Below are 17,484 nucleotides of genomic sequence, written 5' to 3' on the forward strand. Positions count from 1 at the left end.
ATCTGTATCATAAATTTTTGTTTCTATTTCGACAATAGACAACTTGCACAGAAACCATTTTGTAAATTTAGGCAGATCTGGACCTCTGGATTCGAGGCCTATTTTTCATAGATATCCGGGATTTCTAGGTAGGTGGTATCCCGTCCTCCCAGAAAAAGACGGACTTTTGGGGATTCACAGTCAGGATTCGACTCATAATCCTCCCGTCCCAGATAATACATCCGGTCCATGGAATGGGAGAGTGTAAGACGCAGGCAGTGCCCGGCTGGTATTCGGTAGGAAACCGGCATCAGGTCAATGACGAAGTCGCAGCGGACTCCCGGCACCAGAGGCTTTACCGAGTTTTTCGTGCAGGGATGCCAGGGCAGCCCCAGAAAATCATAAGGAGCTTCCTTCGTCTCCCGCAGGGAGGCGCGCAGATGTCCATCGCTGAACTGAAATGCCAAGCCGGTTTTCGGGTCATAGTCGCTGAGGGTCAGGAACACATCTATATCGGTAAACGCCTTTCCGGAAAGCGTTGGTTCCAGGGCAAGAGCGATGTGAGCCACCGGATGGCCGGCTAGAGTAAAATCAGCCTTCATCGGCGCCGTGCTGTAGGTAAGCCCCTTTTGATCCACGCCCATGCCGTCCTCCCTGGTGGTAAACATGGTCTCCACGTCGCTCTTGATACCATAGACAGCGGAATAGACCAGCTCCTCAGGCGGGGCGAGAGCCTCGGACAAGATCCCGTCATCAAAGCAGGAACCAGACAAGGAGGATCCGGATGCCGGATAAAAGCGCGTACGCTTCCCCTCGGACACCGGCCATGAGACAGCGGACCGATAAAATCCAGTACCCTCTTTGCAGAATGTCTTCTTTTCGAAGTTAAAGCAGGCTTCTCGAAGATGCATGGGCGGCTCCTCCATCACCCCGTTTGGAATCCCCTTCATCCAGAAATCAAACCAGCGGAGGATTTCCGGCTGCCATTCCGGGTCCTCCCGTTTTCCGACGTGGTACCAGGGGCCAAAGGCCAGCTTTTTCGGGAGCGTTAGATTCTGGTACATAATAAAGGTGTCACGGCGGAATACATCGAAACAGCCGCCGGCCAGATAGACTGGGACACCGGAGGCATTGATCTCCTCCAGATAAGTACTGGCACTGAGATTTTTCCAAATTTCTCCTCCAAAAGCATCGCTGCAGCTATCCCGATAGATGAGTTCCTTCTGGATAGTCAGCTGAAGTCCATTTTTTATATGCTCCCGCAAGGCTTGCCTCAGGAGCAGCTTTTCCGGGTCCTCATCCACCGGCACGGTTTCGGCAGCAGCCTCCTCGATCTGACGGTTTCGCTCGTCCGGAGCTTCCGCCCAGATAACGTCGGGGTTCCTTCCGTAGGCGCGTGGAATCCCTCCTCGGACCCAGCCGTCATACCGATTGAAATCTGTCTGGCCGATGAAGGCGGCTGAGAGATGCTTTGGACGCTGGGAAAGAATTTCCAGCTGTGTCTGGCCATGGTAAGAGAGGCCGACAGTCCCCACCTTACCGTTGCAGAACGGTTCTGCGGCAAGCCACTCCACCAGCTCCGCCCCATCCTTTGCCTCCTGGCGGGAATTCACAACTTGGCGTACGCCAAATGAGGCGCCGGTTCCTCGGGGCTCGGCGATGACGAGCACGTAGCCGTAGGCGGTCAACGGCAGTAGGCCGATGCTCTCGGTAGTCACGGTTTCTGGTTCGCCGTCCACTATCCGGCCGGTGTATTTCCGGCGGGGGTAGGGGGTGTAGTGCAAAATCACCGGAAGAGGTCCCGCTGTTTTCTCTCCGTGGACAGGGAGATAGATGTCGGCTGCCAGGCGGGTGCCGTCCTTTAGGGTCACATAGCGGCTCAGCCGTTTTCTGGATTCATAGATTGGTTCCGAGTAGCCTTCGTATTGTCCGAACTTGGAAATTTTATTTGTCTCCATCCTTCCTCCTTTTTGGTCTTCTTGTAAAAGACTTATTTTGAAGAAATCTATATCGTATCGCAGACAATTACAATAGACGCTCTGCCCAAAAAGAAAATCCTGCCAATGGGCAGGATTCATAAATCAAAAGATTATGGAAAAAAAGTCGGAATAACATCTTGTATTTTCTGTGAAATACCGATAGAATAGGAAATCAGATCAGGTCTCGCCGGGAGCTGGAGAGTATTTCTTAACCGGATGCAGAAGGTCCTCCTTCCTGTACTTTTCCGCATATTTTAACACCATGGAAGAGAGCATCAGCATCATTTGCAAATTCCAATCGTCCAGGCTGCGGCCGATGATCTCCTCGATCCGGCTAATTTTGTTGATGACAGTGTTTCGGTGCAGATATAAATCTTTGGCTGTTTTTGTTGTATTGCAGTTATTCTGTATATACACCTCAAGGATTTCGCATAGATTGTCCTTTTCCTCAATATCGTGCCGTTTTAGTATGGTATACTTCGGCGTACAGAGATAAATGAGATTATTTTCATGAAAGTCATAACCGAACCTCTGGCACAGATCAATCAGGTGGTAGGTCGTATAATCGTCGTAATAGAACAGCCGTTGTCTGGGATCGCTGCTGAGCGCACGGCCAAGGGCGATGGCTTCCTTTGTTTGAAGATAGATCGGGCGGATCGAAGAAATAAAAGAAGATTGATTCCCGATGGAAGCATAGGCATGATGGCGTTCCAGCAGTTTTTGCAGCCGTTCTTTGTCAAAAGAGACTTCCCAAATGCCTTTTTGTGTCTTGGCCAGAAGGATCAGGTCTCCCTGGTAGACTGCGGTTTGGCTCAGCGGGAAAATTTCTGACAGCGCATGAAGAATCAGGCCGGTAGGCAAAGCCTTTTGGTTTGGTTCAAAACAGACGACAATGCAGGTGTAATAGGAGGGCGGGAGCACGGGCAGACGGAATAGACGGCTGTTCAACTCCTCTTCACCGGAAATTTTACGCTCAATGAGATCCCCGATCAAAGCAGAGAACTCAGTGTCGGACTCAAACTGTTCACGGTTATTGATTAAAGAATGTTCTCGAATCAAAGAAACTAGGATCTTCACATAATCAAAAAGCACAGCGTCTCTTTCGTTTGCTTCTGTGAAGACCAGCAGGCGGCCAAAGGTATTGGTTCGATATTTTAACTGAGCGAGAATTCCGTAACTGTTGGGTTCCAGCAGCGCTTCATAGACATCTTGGGGAGAAGCTGCGGTTTTCCGTCCTGGAAGCGGGGAGTGCAGGAAGGTATCGATACTGTCGGCAGACAGATAGCCAAAGGAAAGCAGCTGCTGCATATAAGCGTTCTCAAAGGCATAGTCCACATTGGAAGCAATCAGTCGATAGCCGCTATTTAAGAGAAAAAGCGGAACATGAAGACGCAGGGCAGCCTCATCCAGGAGTGGCTGGGCATCCTTGCTGCGGCAGGCTAAGAGGTAAAGCCGGTTGATCCATTTGGAGAATTCAAAAAAGCAGCTATTGGCCCGGTTAAGAATCTCCTGTAGGGAACAGCGGCAGAAAAAACAGGCGATATCGTTCCGGCGGAGCGGTTCTTCTAGCTCCGGTTGATCTCCGGACAGTAAAAGCATGGTTCGGGAAGGAAGTTTTCCTTTCGCCATCAGCCCTGCGGCAGTTTCTGCAGAACCAATATAAACCGTATGTTCCTCTGTGGGAGGCGTCTCATCGGAGAGCATTTGTATATTTTTGACAGGAAGACTATCTTCCGAAGGGAGAACGACTCGAAGCTGACAGTCGGAAAAGTTTTGCGTTAATATAGAAAATGTAAACAGGAAGATCCCCCCTTTCTTTGTTGTAGCATAAGAATATCAGATCTTTCGGCAGATTTCAACGGGATTGTGCAGATTGTCCTTTTGAATTTGCGAGGCTGCGCGGTAGTTGCGGGGCGAATCCGAAATGGAGGAATGGAAATGTTTTTAGAATTAAAGGACACAACTCTATATTACGAGGAATTTGGAGCGGGAAATCGTTATATTCTGTCATCTATGCAGCATCTGGATCCGGACAGGAAGGGATGGCCCTATGATTTGGCGGAGGAAGGCTATCACGTTTATGCGATTCAGATGCGTGGATATGGACAGTCTGCCCATGTGGAAGAGGGATATGGCGAGAGCTGGTATGATGTCTGGGCCGACGACGTTGCGGACTTTGCCGCCGCAAAGGGGATTCGCCGCTTTCTCTACACAGGCGCCTCGGACGGAGGCGGAGTTGGCTGGCATCTCTGTCTGCGTCATCCGGAGCTTTTGATTGCCTTTGTGGGTTTGGCAGCCGGCCCTCATTCCCGCAGCATCGGAAATAGTTCTCCCAGCCGGAAATATACGATTGACGCGGTGGGAAGCAAAGCTGCTATGGAACAGTTGGCAAGATATCATCGGCAACGGATTCTTTATTTTTCCCAGAAATTTGCAGATGATCCGGAGCTAAAGGAAGAGTTTTTGCAGAAGGCAGAAAAATTTTACGATATGAAAATCCAGATGACGCCGGAGGAAATGAAAATTCAACCTGGCATCACGCTGCCATGGCTGAAAACGGATGAGGAAGTATTGGAGGCGCTTTCTTCCATTCATTTCCCTGTCCTTCTTCTCGTCGGTATAAAAGACGCAATGGTGCCGATAGGAAAGACTATCCAGCCAATTGCGGTAATTGAAAATGCGAAAGCCGTATTTTACCAGGAAGCCAATCATCTTCTGTATTATGGGAGGCGCAACGATGTGAGGCGGGAGATTGCCGCCTTTGCCGCCGAGGTGTTTTCCAAAGAGGAGAGTCAATAGTTGCCTATTTGATGGATGTCGTTCTTGTGCAAACTATCCATTGTAGATAAAGCGAATAAATTTTATGATATCTTAAGATTATAAAACGGCAAGGGAAGGTGCAAAAGATGTCATGGAATAGTATCATCACTTTGATTATGATGGCAGCCATTATCGTGCTCTTATTTCGGGGAATCAGCAGTCCTGGAGTTATTTTCAGCGTGGTTCCGATCACCGCTTGTCTGATTATGGGGTTTTCTCCGGCTCAGATTAATGGCTTTATCGGGGACGGGCTGAAATCCATCTCAGGCACTCTGTTTTTGATGGTCTTTGCCGTCCTCTATTTTGGAATACTTCATGAGGCGGGCGTATTTCAGGCATTGATTCGGTTGGTCATTCGTTTTCTGGGAAACAGTGTGGTTGGCACTATGTGGGCTACCGCCTTGATCGGCGTTTTAACCCAGCTAGATGGATCCGGCGCCACCACGGCACTCTGCACAATTCCGACCATGCGGCCGATCTATGAAAAGCAAAAAATTCGCCCGGAAGCCTTGTTATTGGTAGAAAGCCTTGCCTCCGGCATTCTGTGCCTGCTTCCTTGGGCGCCTGGTTTGTGTGAGGCGGCAGCCTATGTTGGAGTGGAGGTTTATGACGTCTTTCTCTGGTTGGTTCCTCTTTTGATCTTTTCTCTGGCTGCACTGTTTATCCTTTGTATTCCTTTGGCTATATTTGAAAAACGCCGCGGCGCTGGAATGAGTCAGAGTGAATTTGATGAGATGAAACAGGAAATCCATAAGCCTCTGTATTTCCCGATGGGGAAATGGGTGGCCATTTTGGACGGGATCGTGACTCTTGTGTTAATGGTGTCTTTGCTGGGCGGCTGGATTAAGACGAATTTTGCCTTTGGCCTCGCCTACGGAGTGCTTTTAGTCGTCAATTTCCGTGACATTAAAAAACAGAGGGACTATGTAAAGAAACAGGCTCCTATGGCTCTGGAAATGGCGTTTACGATGCTGGGAGTCGGCGTGCTGGTCGGAGTGAACCAGGGAACAGGCGCTATGGGCGAGCTTGCCAGCTGGATGGTTGCCAATACCTCCACTGCCTTTTTAGCCCATCTGCCGGTGATCCTTTGTCTGTTTAGCATGCTTCTTTCCATTACAATTGGCGGAGCAAAGAATTCTGTTGTTCTGCCGGCGGTAATTCCTATGGTGGTAAGCTTTGGCTTTACACCGATTCAGGTGCTTGGAGCTGTGTTTGCAACTGGGGTTATCAGCGCAAATCTCAGTCTTTTCAACGCTGCTCCCTATCTGGCCTTGGGTCTGGCCGGCGTGGAGATGAGAGATCATTTGAAGTATTCTTTACTTCCTGTCTATGGCTTCAGTGTGTTGATGACGCTGTTTCTAGTTGTTACAGGAATGCTGCCATTGTAAGTATTTCCAACTTTATTTTAGAAGAGTATTCTTCTTGGATATAATCCAACAAGAATTTTCGATTTCTTCGTATTTTTTTGTTGACGAAATGAAATAATATGATATAATTTAGAGTGTGCTAAAAAGTACCCAAACAGTTGCACAATTTTACAACTGGAGGGAGGTTAGGTGTGAGTCATGGCAAACGTAATCGTAAAAGAAAATGAAACGTTGGACAGCGCTCTCCGCAGATTCAAGAGAAACTGTGCGAAGGATGGCATCCAGCAGGAGATTCGTAAAAGAGAGCATTACGAGAAGCCTAGTGTCAGACGTAAGAAAAAGTCTGAAGCGGCTAGAAAGCGTAAGTACAACTAAAACGATTAGTAGCAAGGGACGGTTCCATAGAACCGTCCTTTTTCAATGTTTAAAAATGGAAAAAATTAGAAAAAGCATAGTATAATACGGGAATTGAAAAACATAAGAAAACAATTACAAAAAGTTTATAAAATTATTAGCACTCACTATTGACGAGTGCTAATAATAACGCTATAATACAAATAGAACAAAGGAAGAGGAAAGAAAAGAACACGTACGGGTTCTGCATTCTTCCCAATCATCCCCAGTTCCAGTTGACAAATTATTATAATAAGAAAAGGAGCGATGATATATGATGACACCTAGTATTTTTAGAGAAAATTTATTTGATGATTTATTTGACGGCTTTTTCAATTTCCCAGCATTTGACGACCGGTTTATGCAGAGGGCACAGAGAAACCTCTATGGACGCCGTGCGGCAAACATGATGAAAACGGATGTGCAGGAACATGACGATCATTATGAAGTAGATATGGACTTGCCCGGATTCAAAAAAGAGGAACTTTCTTTGGAACTGAAAGACGGGTACCTGATGGTTACTGCGGCGAAGGGCCTTGACAAAGAAGAAAAGGAAGAAAAAACGGGGAAATTTGTCCGCAGAGAACGCTATGTAGGCAGTATGAGCAGATCTTTCTATGTTGGCGAAGAGGTAAAGCAGGAAGATATCCATGCAAAGTATGAAAACGGAGTATTAAAGCTGAGTATCCCGAGAGCTGAAAAGAAGAAGCCTCAAATGGAGGAAAAGAAATATATTGCCATCGAGGGATAAACGGCCCCTCTTCATATAGAAAGTAATGAATATAGCCCGGAGTTTATGACGGCGAGCCTGTCATGCTCCGGGCTTTTTCTGATAGTCTTTCCGGTTCTTTCTCTTCTTTCCTTTGCATACACTGATAGAAACAAAAGGGGAAGGAGCCGCTCGTGAGTCGGGAGAATTCTATCGGAGATAAGCTCCTAATGCAGTCTGCCGTGCTGACCTGTACCGGCAGTCGTGAGGCAATCATTGAAAACTATCGAAGTATGCGCAGCCTGACGGACCGGAGAGTAGAAGTGATTACCCAGACAGGCCTGGTGGTTGTCGAAGGAGAGGGACTGCAAGCTGCCTATTATACAAAAGAAGAGATGAAAATTACCGGAAAAATCTGTTCGATTCAATATGCAGAAAGGTAAGGTCTATGTTCCGAAAAATAATCGATTGGTTTCGGGGACGAGTGCTGGTGCGCGTCAGTGGGTTGTCTCCAGAACGATTTCTAAATCTATGCGCTGGAAATGGATTTGTTTTGCGTGAACTAAAGAAAACTGGGGAAGGTTATGAATGCATCATGAGCTTGCCAGAATACCGAAAAGCCAGGCGTCTGGCAAAAAAAGCGAAGGCAACCCTCCGAATTCAGCGGAAAATAGGCCTTCCTTTCTTTTTGTTTCGTCAAAGAAAGCGCAAGGCTTTTGCAGCGGGCTTTCTTTTGGCGATTGGCCTTCTCTACGCGGCTTCCCTATTTTTGTGGGATGTACAAGTGGAAGGAAACGGACACTATACAGACGATATTATCCGCAGCTTTTTAAAAGAAAATGGGATCCATTATGGCATGCGGATGGATTCTATCGTCTGTGAGGAGATTGAAAAGGCGCTTCGGAATGAATATACCAATATTACTTGGGTCTCCGCTCAGATTTCCGGCGTTAAGCTGAAAATTCAAGTAAAGGAAAATTTTGGCCTTTTAAAAGCTCCGGAGAAAGATTTAACGCCAAAAGATGTGGTGGCCGATAAAGATGGAGTCATTACGGAAATTATTACCCGATCGGGTGTTCCAAAAGCGACGGCTGGCGACACGGTTACGCAGGGACAGGTTTTGATTTCCGGGAGAATTCCTTTGATCGGGGACAGTGGAGAAACCATTGGATATGAGGAGGTGCCTGCGGACGGAACGATTGTAGCGAGGACGGAAGTCCCGTATACCTGGCAGCGGTCGATTTTTGAGGAAACCCGCCGTGTGACGAAAACCCGTCTGAAAGGACTAGCTTTCAATGTTTTTGGAAACCGGGCGGCAGTTGGGGGAGGTCCTCAGGCAGGGGAGATGCAGTATCGGATTACCGAATATCACACACCGTGTCTTTTTGATAATTTTTTATTACCGCTCACATTAGAATCTACCTTTGAGTATACCTATGAGACAGAACTGAGAAAACTAACGAAAGAAGAACAGCAAAAAAAAGCGGAAGAGGCCTTTTTCGAGCAAGAGGCATTGTGGAAAGAAGAAGGGTTTACAGTGGTAGAAAAACAGCTGCAGATATTAGAAGAACCATTTCAATTGACTGTGACCGGCACGGTCACTTTAGAAGGTCCGTTGGGACAGGAAAGTCCCTTGGAGGCTTTGCCGGAAGGCGAGACGCTGCCGGGCGAGGAGGATGCGGAAGAATCCTAGCTTAAGAAATACTTTTGAAAAGAATCGGAAATACTTTATTTGACAAGAGTACCATTTTATGCAACACTAGTCCTGTCCAAAGAAAATTTGATTTTGTTTCGGAGGGGAAGATATGGGATGTCTTGGAAATTTGTTATGGTTTTTGTTTGGCGGCTGTGTCAGCGGTCTCAGTTGGTGTCTCGCCGGTTGTTTGTGGTGCGTTACCATTGTTGGAATTCCAGTGGGAATGCAGTGCTTTAAATTTGCCTCCCTGTGCTTTTTTCCTTTTGGAAAAGAAGTTCGGTATGGAGGCGGAGCCGGTTCTTTTTTGTTGAATTTGATTTGGCTGATCGTTTCCGGACTTGTGTTAGCGATTGAGTCGGCGGTTCTGGGAATTTTGTGGTGCGTCACGATTGTGGGAATTCCTTTTGGTATCCAGCACTTTAAATTGGCAAAGTTGGCTTTGATGCCTTTTGGCTCAGAAGTGTTTTAAAAGATATTTTCCACTTTCTGGTGATTTCAGAAAAAAAGGGGTTCAAAAACCGAAAAAAAATGGTAAAATAACAGATAGCGACATAAAAGGAGTCAATGCGATTTGAGTATTATGGAAATGACCATAGATATTCCAGCGGAATACATGCAGGCGGTTTGCGGCCAGCTGGACGTCTATTTAAAAAAAGTAGAGCGCACGCTTCGGGTATCCCTGATTCCAAGAGACGATTCGATGAAATTGATCGGACCGGAACCGATGGCGAAAAAAGCCGAAAGCGTGCTGAAAAACCTTTTGGAGCTGGCGCGGCGTGGGAATGTGATTACCGAGCAGAATGTAGATTATGCCCTTTCTCTTTCTTTTGAGGAAAAGGAAGATCAGATTCTTGCCATTGACAGGGATATTATCTGCCGGACCATTGCCGGAAAGCCCATCAAGCCGAAGACTCTGGGACAGAAGCAGTATGTGGACGCGATCCGTGAAAAAATGATCTGCTTTGGCCTTGGACCTGCCGGAACAGGAAAGACGTATCTGGCCATGGCCATGGCGATTCAGGCATTTAAAAATAATGAAGTCAGCCGGATGATTTTAACCCGGCCGGCCATCGAAGCCGGAGAGAAATTGGGCTTTTTGCCCGGAGACTTGCAAAGCAAGATTGATCCGTATCTGCGGCCCCTTTATGACGCTCTTTATCAGATTATGGGAGCGGAATCCTACCAGCATAATTATGAAAAAGGATTGATTGAGGTCGCGCCTCTCGCCTATATGCGCGGGCGCACATTGGACAACGCTTATATCATTTTAGATGAAGCTCAGAATACCACCCCGGCTCAGATGAAGATGTTTTTAACCCGGATTGGCTTTGGCTCCAAGGTGGTGATTACCGGCGATGTCACTCAGAAAGACCTTCCGGCCGGTACAGTATCGGGACTGGACGTAGCGATGAAGGTGCTGAAGGATGTGGATGATATCGCGATGATTCATCTCAGCAATAAGGATGTGGTCCGCCATCCCCTGGTACAAAAAATCGTAGAGGCTTACGAAAATTATGAAAAGAAGGAACAGTACCGGGAAAAACGAGACCATTCGCGCCGACGTCAGCTGCAAAGCCGGTCGCCGCGCAGTACGGAACGGAGATGAGGGAGGAGTTCTATGACGATCGATGTGGAATACGAGTCGGAGGATAAGCTGGATCTGCCTTATCAGGAAATTATCGAAAAGGTGGTCTGCGAAGCGCTTGCCTATGAGAACTGTCCTTATGAGGCGGAGGTAAACGTCCTTTTGACGGACGACGAAGAGATTCGAAAGATTAATTCCAAATTCCGATTTATTGACAATACCACCGACGTTCTGTCTTTTCCGATGGTGGAATATGACCGTCCCGGCGATTTTTCCAATTTGGAGACGCCGGAAGCGGATTTTTGTTTTGATCCCGGTACCGGGGAACTGATGTTAGGGGATATCGCGGTATCTGTTCAGAAAGTGCGGGCCCAGGCGGAAGCCTACGGCCATAGCGAAGAGCGGGAACTGGCGTTTCTGATCGCACATAGTATGTTTCATCTGATGGGTTACGACCATGAGACCGAGAAAGAGCGGGAGCAGATGGAACAGAAACAACGAGAAGTATTGGACAAGCTGGGAATTACCCGGTAAGGAAAGATACAGCCGAAGCGGGCTTATGTCCGTAAAAGGAAATGGGGGAATTTCATCATGAAAAAACGAAACCTGAAAATGCTTAGCCTGACGCTGGCAACTGCCTGCGCTTTGGCTGCTTTAGCCGGATGTTCGAAAAAACAGGAGGAGACCACGGAGGCGCCGACCACGACGGCACAAGCCGGCACCATGGCTTCCGTAACGATGCCTGCGCCGCCGGAGACGACGGCCAGTGAATTACCGGAAGGGATGATGTACAGCTATTTGACCGGTCTGCCGGTGACTACGGAGGTTGGTACCAGAAGACCCCTTGCCGTTATGATTGACAATGAGAAAAAAGCGATGCCGCAAAATGGTATTTCTTCGGCGGACGTGGTCTATGAGACTCCGATCGAGGCAAACGAAGTACGTCTGGAAATGATCATTCAGGATTACAGTGAACTGTCTCGTTTTGGCGGTATGCGGAGCGCAAGACGGTATCATCCGGGCATTGCCTATGAATTTGACGCGATCTTTTTCCATCATGGTCACAGCGATATTGCGCTTCCTTATCTGGAAGATACCGAACACTGCGACGACATTGACGGCGTGACGGACCGCGGCTACCCGGCCACCTATGAGGTAGATGACCATGCGAAGGGACACCGTACCTTCTCCAATCCGGAAAAGATCAATACTCGAATTGAGAAGTTGGGAATTCGCACGGAAGTGCGCAATGATTTTGATTACAAATTCCAATTTGCCAAAGAGAGCGCGCCGAATCAGCTTCCGAATGGAACCGCCGCCAACAAGGTGACCATCGGCTATAAGCAGAATCAGCCGTGGTTCGAATACCATAGCGACGATCAGCTGTATTACCGCTATGCTTATGGGGAAGCCCATATCGATCAGGAGAACAATCAGCAGGTCGCGGTAAAGAATATCCTGGTTCAATATTGCGATTTTGAGCTGGAGTGGGATAAGGATACGAAGAATATTTTTACGACTGGGGAAGGGACCGGCATGTTTATCACAAACGGAAAAGCCGAGCCGATCACCTGGTCGAAAGAGGAATACTGGGATAACACCCATTACTATGATGCCAGTGGACAGGAAATCCAGTTGAATCCGGGGAAAACTTGGGTTTGTATCGTACTACCGAAAATGACCGGAGAAATCACAGTGGAGTAAGATGAACAAGAAAAAGAAGAAGAGCAAAGCCTCAAGTTTCCTGGTACAAGGAACGATTTTGGCAGCTGCCGGGATCTTGGTACGTATTATTGGAATGGTGTACCGGATTCCGTTGACCAATACCATCGGAGAGAAGGGGATGGGGGTCTATTCGACCGCCTTCTCCATCTATAATATTTTGCTGATGATCTCTTCCTACAGCCTTCCTCTGGCGGTTTCCCGCCTGGTGGCTGCAAGACTCAGCGTTGGCCAATACCGCAACGCCCGCAGGGTTTTCCTGGGGGCGATTGGCTTTGCTACAATTTCTGGCGTAATCGGATGCGCGGTTACTTATTTTGGAGCGGACTTTTTCGCCGGAACATTGATGGGGATGCCGGAAGCGTCATTTGCTATCAAAACGCTGGCGCCGACGATTCTGATTATGGCGTTTCTTGGCGTATTCCGAGGCTATTTCCAGGGCCATAGTACCATGATTCCAACGGCTGTCTCCCAGGTGGCGGAGCAAATTATCAATGCGGGGATCAGCGTACTGGCCGGTTGGCTGCTGTTTCGGATGGGAACGGCAAAGGATACGCCCGGAAATGAATTTTTCGGCCCTTCTTACGGTGCGGCGGGCGGTACCATTGGCACAGGCGCCGGAGCCTTGACGGCGCTCCTGTTTTGCATTCTGGTCTTTGTCTTATTCCGGCGGGTAGAGCGGATTCAATGCCGCAAGGACCAGCATCGAAGGCTGGAATCCTATAGCCACGTCGCCAAGGTTCTAGTGTTGACAATCGTGCCGGTATTGGTCAGCACGACGGTCTATCAGATCAGCACATTGGTGGACCAGGCGATCTATGCCGCTTATTTGGACGCGGATTATACAGCGATCTGGGGCGTATACAGCAGCAAATACAATCTTTTGGTCCATGTACCGGTAGCTATTGCCTCCTCGCTGGCTTCTTCTATTATTCCAGCGTTATCCGGCGCAGTGGCGAAGAAAAATCGTACGGAAGTGGTTTATAAAACAGGTACGGCCATTCGCTTTAATATGGTGATCGCCTTTCCATCTATGATGGGCTTGACGGTACTGGCGGCTCCTATTATGAATTTATTGTTTTCTGGAAACAATGATTCGGCAGCGAAGATGATGACCGTGGGATCTACTGCTGTGCTGTTTTATTCGTTGTCCACCATCACAAATTCTATTTTGCAGGGGATTGGCAGTATCTGGATTCCAGTAAAGAATGCTCTTATCTCTTTGGCACTGCATGTGATTTTGCTGGCAGTCCTGCTTTGGGGATTTAAACTGGATATCTATGGCGTGGTCTACGCAAATATTTTCTTTGCCCTTTGTATGTGTATCTTAAATAACCTAAGCATTAAGCGAATTCTTCATTACCGCCAGGAGGTGTTAAAGACCTTTGCCGCGCCGCTTTTTTCTTCGGTTGTGATGGGGATTTGTACTTATCTGGCCTACCGCCTCGTCTATCAATTGGCAGGCGTAAACTGGCTGGCCGTATTGGTTGCCGTGATCGTTGCAGTCGTCGTCTATGTGGTGATTTTGTTGTTAACCAAGGGGCTGGATGAAGTGGATCTGATGAGTTTTCCCAAGGGACGAACGATGATTGCAGTGTTCCGCCGGCTTCATTTGCTTCGTTAAGTTTAAAAAAGAAAAAATTGACAGATACTATACGAGGAGGAGTTTGGCCTATGAAAAAGTATAGTATCTGTTTTTTTCTGATTTTAGTATTTTGTTTTTCTCTCATTGCTTTTGAGTATCGCGCGCCGGAAATGCCGGAAGAGACCGTGATTTTTCGGGAGTGGACGCCTCCGGAAACCCATGCTTGGGTCAAGGCGAGTCTGCCGGATGAACTGATGGCGGCGGAAGCTACCGTATCGTCTACGGAGGAAGAGACACCTACTTCAGCGCCGATGTTTTGGATTGTGCTGACAGATGAGGGGATTTTGGTTTACCATCCGGATGAGCGAACCATTTACAAAAAGATCCCGATTTTGCCGGAGGATTTATCAGAATCTGATCGAAAAGAGCTTGAGGAAGGGATTTCAGTACCGGATGAGGAGGAATTGTATCACTATTTGGAGTCGATAACAAGTTGACGAATCTGACAGAAAAATGGTAGAATAATAAGTTGCAGGAGGTGACGGCCATGAAGACAGTGCTGGTCATTGGCGGCGGAGCCGCAGGGCTTATGTCTGCCATTTCTGCTTCGGAAAGCGGAGCGTCGGTGACAGTCCTAGAAGCCGGGGAACGGACGGGGAGAAAGCTTCTTGTCACGGGAAACGGGAAATGCAACTTTACCAATCGCCATATGACGGCAGAATGTTTCCACTCGGAACATCCAGAGAAAATCATGCCGTTTCTTTCTTTATTTGGAGTAGAGGAAACGATTGATTTTTTCCGAAAGCTAGGAGTTTTGGTCCGTGACAAAGGCGGATATCTCTATCCAAGAAGTGAGCAGGCGGCTTCTGTGTGGGCCGCTCTTTTCGCTCGCGCAAAGGAACTTTCCGTCCGCTTTTTGTACAATCAAAAAGTGACGGATATCCGTCCGGAAGCATCTGGATTTCAAGTTTCTACTTCAAACGGTGAATTTTCCTCGGATACTGTGATTTTGGCGTCCGGCGGGATTGTGGCGCCAAAAACTGGCTCCGATGGCAGAGGACTGCTTTTGGCGGAACGGCTTGGCCATCGCATTATTCCGGTAGCGCCTGCGCTGGTACAGCTAACCGCAGCGGGATTTCCTTTCCGGAAAGCCTCTGGGGTGCGGACGCAGGCCCGGATTCAAATTTATTCGGGAGAAGTCCTTTTGGCGGAAGATACCGGGGAGATTCAGATAACCGACTATGGCCTGTCTGGGATTCCAGCCTTTCAAGTCAGCCGCCAGGCCGCAAAGGCAGTGGCGGCGAAGCGGGACGTGAAGGCGGTATTAGACTTTTTCCCAGAGTTTACCAGCGAGGAACTGAGGGAAGAAATCTTTCTTCGCCGCAGTCTTCACCCGGAATGGAGCAGTGCTCTTTTTCTAAATGGAATGCTTCCGGACAAGCTTTCCAGCGCGCTTTTGTCGGCGGCGGGAATTTCTTTGCAGGATACCTGGAAAGAGATTCCAGATAAAAAAATAGAAAAACTTTTGCTCCAATGCAAAAGCCTTACGGTTTCGATTACGGGAACCACTGGCTTTTTATCCGCCCAGGTTACGGCGGGCGGCATTCCTCTCGATGAGATCCGGGAAGGAACCTGCGAATCTCTGCTTGTTCCAGGACTTTATCTGGCTGGAGAGATTTTGGATGTCGATGGGATCTGCGGTGGATACAATCTGCAATGGGCATGGACGACGGGATTCTTAGCCGGAAGAGCCGCGGCCGGAGGAATAGAAAACAATCGATGATACAGATTTCAAACATAAAACTACCGATCGAACATAAAAAAGAAGATCTTTTGCAGGCGGTGAAAAAGGAAGGGATTTTTTGCCGGAAAGAGGAATTATCGATCCGGAAATTATCGCTCGATGCCAGGAAAAAAGAAGATCTCCGCTATGTGTATACGGTGGAGGCTTCCCTGGCCAACGAAGAAAAAATCTTAAAAAAATGCCGCAGCAATAAAGTAAGCAGGGGCATCCCCAGAACTTACCAGGTTCCTTCCCATGGGAGCGAACCGATGAAACGCCGGCCGATTGTGATCGGAGCGGGGCCGGCCGGTTTATTTGCCGCTCTGCTTTTAGCAGAGAACGGATATTGCCCGATTCTTCTGGAACGCGGCGCGCCAGTGGAAGAAAGAAGCCGGGATGTAGAACGTTTTTGGGGCGGAGGCTCTCTTGACGTGGAGTCGAACGTCCAATTTGGAGAAGGAGGAGCGGGAACCTTTTCCGACGGCAAGCTAAATACCCAGGTGAAAGATGCGAAAGGCAGGATCTTCCATGTCCTATCTACTTTTGTGGAGGCTGGGGCAGACCCGGCGATTCTCTACTGGAATAAACCGCATATTGGAACGGATGTGCTGCGGGATGTGGTAAAAAGCCTGCGGGAGCGGATTTTGGCGGCAGGCGGGGAGGTATGGTTTCATACCAAGGTGACGGATTTTCAAATTCGGGACGGCGTTTTGCAGGGGTTATCGGTCCTTCGGGACGGCAGCTTACAGGAACTTCCGGCGGAGAGTGTGATTTTGGCCATCGGTCATTCGGCCAGGGATACGTTTTCCGTATTGGAGAAGCGGAACGTGCCGATGCGGGCGAAAGATTTTGCCGTAGGTCTTCGAATCGAGCATCCGCAGAAGATGATTCGGGTCGCCCAGTATGGAACCGACGAGAGAGAGGGACTTCCTGTCGCTGACTATAAATTGACGGCTCAAACTCCGTTTGGACGCGGCGTATATTCCTTTTGCATGTGTCCAGGCGGCCAGGTGGTGAATGCATCCTCCGAGGAAGGGCGCTTGGCAGTAAACGGCATGAGCCGGGCGGCACGGGATGGGCGAAATGCCAACTCGGCGCTGATTGTCACAGTGACAAGGAACGATTATCCGGACAATGGGCCGCTGGCCGGCGTTCGGTTTCAGAGAAGGCTGGAGGAAGCCGCTTATCAGGCCGGCGGCGGTAAGATTCCCGTACAGCTCCTAGCCGATTTTCGGGAGGGAAAAGTCAGCCAAACCTTTGGCGATATTGAGCCGGATTGCTGCGGCGATACTGCCTTTGCCGATTTGCGCCGTGTTTTGCCGGAACAAATTTCTGCCAGCCTGCTTTCGGCAATGGAGGAATTCGGAAAGAAAATAGAGGGTTTTGATCGGCCGGATGCGGTCTTTTCCGGAGTGGAGAGCCGAACGTCTTCCCCGGTACGAATCGAGCGGGACGAGCATCTGGAAAGCCAGATAAAAGGGTTGTTTCCCTGTGGGGAAGGGGCCGGGTATGCCGGTGGGATCACGTCGGCTGCTGCCGATGGTATCCGAATTGCAGAAGAACTGATTAGGAGGTATCAGCCATGGACATGAAAGATATTGAACGGATTAATGAATTATATAGAAAGAAAAAGGCTGGGACGTTAACGCCGGAAGAAAGCGAAGAGCAGGAACGCCTGAGAAAAGAATATATCCAGGCAATTCGGGAAAATTTACGCGGTACTTTGGATCATACCAAAATTCAGTATCCAGATGGAAGGTTGGTAGATCTTGGCGAAAAATATGGGCAAAAAGGAAAGAAAAGCTGAGGCAAAGGATGATGAAATCAAAACAGGAAATCAGAACGGAATGCAAAAGCCGCCGATTG

At 48.5% G+C, this 17,484-nt stretch carries 17 protein-coding genes; 15 read left to right on the plus strand and 2 right to left on the minus strand.

Annotation, left to right across the window (positions count from 1 at the left end; all coding sequences use genetic code 11):
• Positions 1-98: 98 nt before the first annotated feature.
• Together ACCC71_RS07240 and ACCC71_RS07245 are read right to left on the minus strand one after the other, a co-directional pair.
• Positions 99-1,937, minus strand: a complete 1,839-nt coding sequence (locus ACCC71_RS07240; protein ID WP_434311748.1) for a CocE/NonD family hydrolase — start codon at positions 1,935-1,937, stop codon at positions 99-101.
• A 198-nt stretch (positions 1,938-2,135) separates the two neighbouring features.
• The gene (locus ACCC71_RS07245; RefSeq protein WP_434311749.1) at positions 2,136-3,662 is read right to left on the minus strand and encodes a PucR family transcriptional regulator; all 1,527 of its coding nucleotides are present in this window, start codon (positions 3,660-3,662) and stop codon (positions 2,136-2,138) included.
• Between the two features lie 234 nt (positions 3,663-3,896).
• Between ACCC71_RS07245 and ACCC71_RS07250 the strand changes: the two genes are divergently transcribed.
• From ACCC71_RS07250 to ACCC71_RS07320, 15 genes are all read left to right on the plus strand, one after another.
• The gene (locus ACCC71_RS07250; RefSeq protein WP_434311750.1) at positions 3,897-4,757 is read left to right on the plus strand and encodes an alpha/beta fold hydrolase; all 861 of its coding nucleotides are present in this window, start codon (positions 3,897-3,899) and stop codon (positions 4,755-4,757) included.
• Between the two features lie 107 nt (positions 4,758-4,864).
• A complete protein-coding gene (locus ACCC71_RS07255; protein WP_434311751.1) occupies positions 4,865-6,166 on the plus strand; it encodes an SLC13 family permease in 1,302 nt (433 codons plus the stop codon).
• Positions 6,167-6,343: 177 nt separating this feature from the next.
• Positions 6,344-6,520 (plus strand): 30S ribosomal protein S21, encoded by a 177-nt coding sequence (rpsU, locus tag ACCC71_RS07260; RefSeq protein ID WP_244801132.1) that lies wholly within the window; start codon positions 6,344-6,346, stop codon positions 6,518-6,520.
• A 292-nt stretch (positions 6,521-6,812) separates the two neighbouring features.
• Positions 6,813-7,289, plus strand: a complete 477-nt coding sequence (locus ACCC71_RS07265) for an Hsp20/alpha crystallin family protein (RefSeq protein ID WP_434311752.1) — start codon at positions 6,813-6,815, stop codon at positions 7,287-7,289.
• A 152-nt stretch (positions 7,290-7,441) separates the two neighbouring features.
• Complete coding sequence (locus tag ACCC71_RS07270; protein WP_434311753.1) at positions 7,442-7,690, plus strand: YabP/YqfC family sporulation protein; 249 nt, start codon at positions 7,442-7,444, stop codon at positions 7,688-7,690.
• A gap of 5 nt (positions 7,691-7,695) precedes the next feature.
• Entirely contained in the window at positions 7,696-8,940 is a 1,245-nt protein-coding gene (locus ACCC71_RS07275; RefSeq protein WP_434311754.1) for a sporulation protein YqfD, read from the plus strand.
• A 112-nt stretch (positions 8,941-9,052) separates the two neighbouring features.
• Positions 9,053-9,412: a YccF domain-containing protein gene (locus ACCC71_RS07280; RefSeq protein ID WP_434311755.1), complete on the plus strand. Its 360-nt coding sequence runs from the start codon at positions 9,053-9,055 to the stop codon at positions 9,410-9,412.
• 111 nt (positions 9,413-9,523) lie between these two features.
• Positions 9,524-10,549, plus strand: coding sequence for a PhoH family protein (locus ACCC71_RS07285; protein WP_434311823.1), 1,026 nt, complete (start codon positions 9,524-9,526; stop codon positions 10,547-10,549).
• A gap of 12 nt (positions 10,550-10,561) precedes the next feature.
• Complete coding sequence (gene ybeY, locus ACCC71_RS07290; RefSeq protein ID WP_434311756.1) at positions 10,562-11,062, plus strand: rRNA maturation RNase YbeY; 501 nt, start codon at positions 10,562-10,564, stop codon at positions 11,060-11,062.
• A 57-nt stretch (positions 11,063-11,119) separates the two neighbouring features.
• The gene (locus tag ACCC71_RS07295; RefSeq protein WP_434311757.1) at positions 11,120-12,232 is read left to right on the plus strand and encodes a DUF3048 domain-containing protein; all 1,113 of its coding nucleotides are present in this window, start codon (positions 11,120-11,122) and stop codon (positions 12,230-12,232) included.
• A gap of 1 nt (position 12,233) precedes the next feature.
• Positions 12,234-13,874 carry a putative polysaccharide biosynthesis protein gene (locus ACCC71_RS07300; protein WP_434311758.1) on the plus strand — a complete coding sequence of 547 codons (1,641 nt, stop codon included), beginning with the start codon at positions 12,234-12,236 and terminating at the stop codon, positions 13,872-13,874.
• Between the two features lie 50 nt (positions 13,875-13,924).
• Positions 13,925-14,332, plus strand: coding sequence for a hypothetical protein (locus tag ACCC71_RS07305; RefSeq protein ID WP_434311759.1), 408 nt, complete (start codon positions 13,925-13,927; stop codon positions 14,330-14,332).
• A 50-nt stretch (positions 14,333-14,382) separates the two neighbouring features.
• The gene (locus ACCC71_RS07310; protein ID WP_434311760.1) at positions 14,383-15,618 is read left to right on the plus strand and encodes an NAD(P)/FAD-dependent oxidoreductase; all 1,236 of its coding nucleotides are present in this window, start codon (positions 14,383-14,385) and stop codon (positions 15,616-15,618) included.
• Positions 15,615-17,210 (plus strand): NAD(P)/FAD-dependent oxidoreductase, encoded by a 1,596-nt coding sequence (locus ACCC71_RS07315; RefSeq protein ID WP_434311761.1) that lies wholly within the window; start codon positions 15,615-15,617, stop codon positions 17,208-17,210. The genes ACCC71_RS07310 and ACCC71_RS07315 overlap by 4 nt, the downstream gene beginning before the upstream one ends.
• Complete coding sequence (locus ACCC71_RS07320; RefSeq protein WP_434311762.1) at positions 17,201-17,425, plus strand: DUF896 domain-containing protein; 225 nt, start codon at positions 17,201-17,203, stop codon at positions 17,423-17,425. Before ACCC71_RS07315 ends, ACCC71_RS07320 begins: the two co-directional genes overlap by 10 nt.
• The last annotated feature ends 59 nt before the right edge of the window (positions 17,426-17,484 follow it).

Origin of the sequence: Hominifimenecus sp. rT4P-3 (assembly GCF_051055405.1) — a bacterium.
Taxonomy (GTDB): Bacteria; Bacillota; Clostridia; order Lachnospirales; family Lachnospiraceae; genus Pseudolachnospira.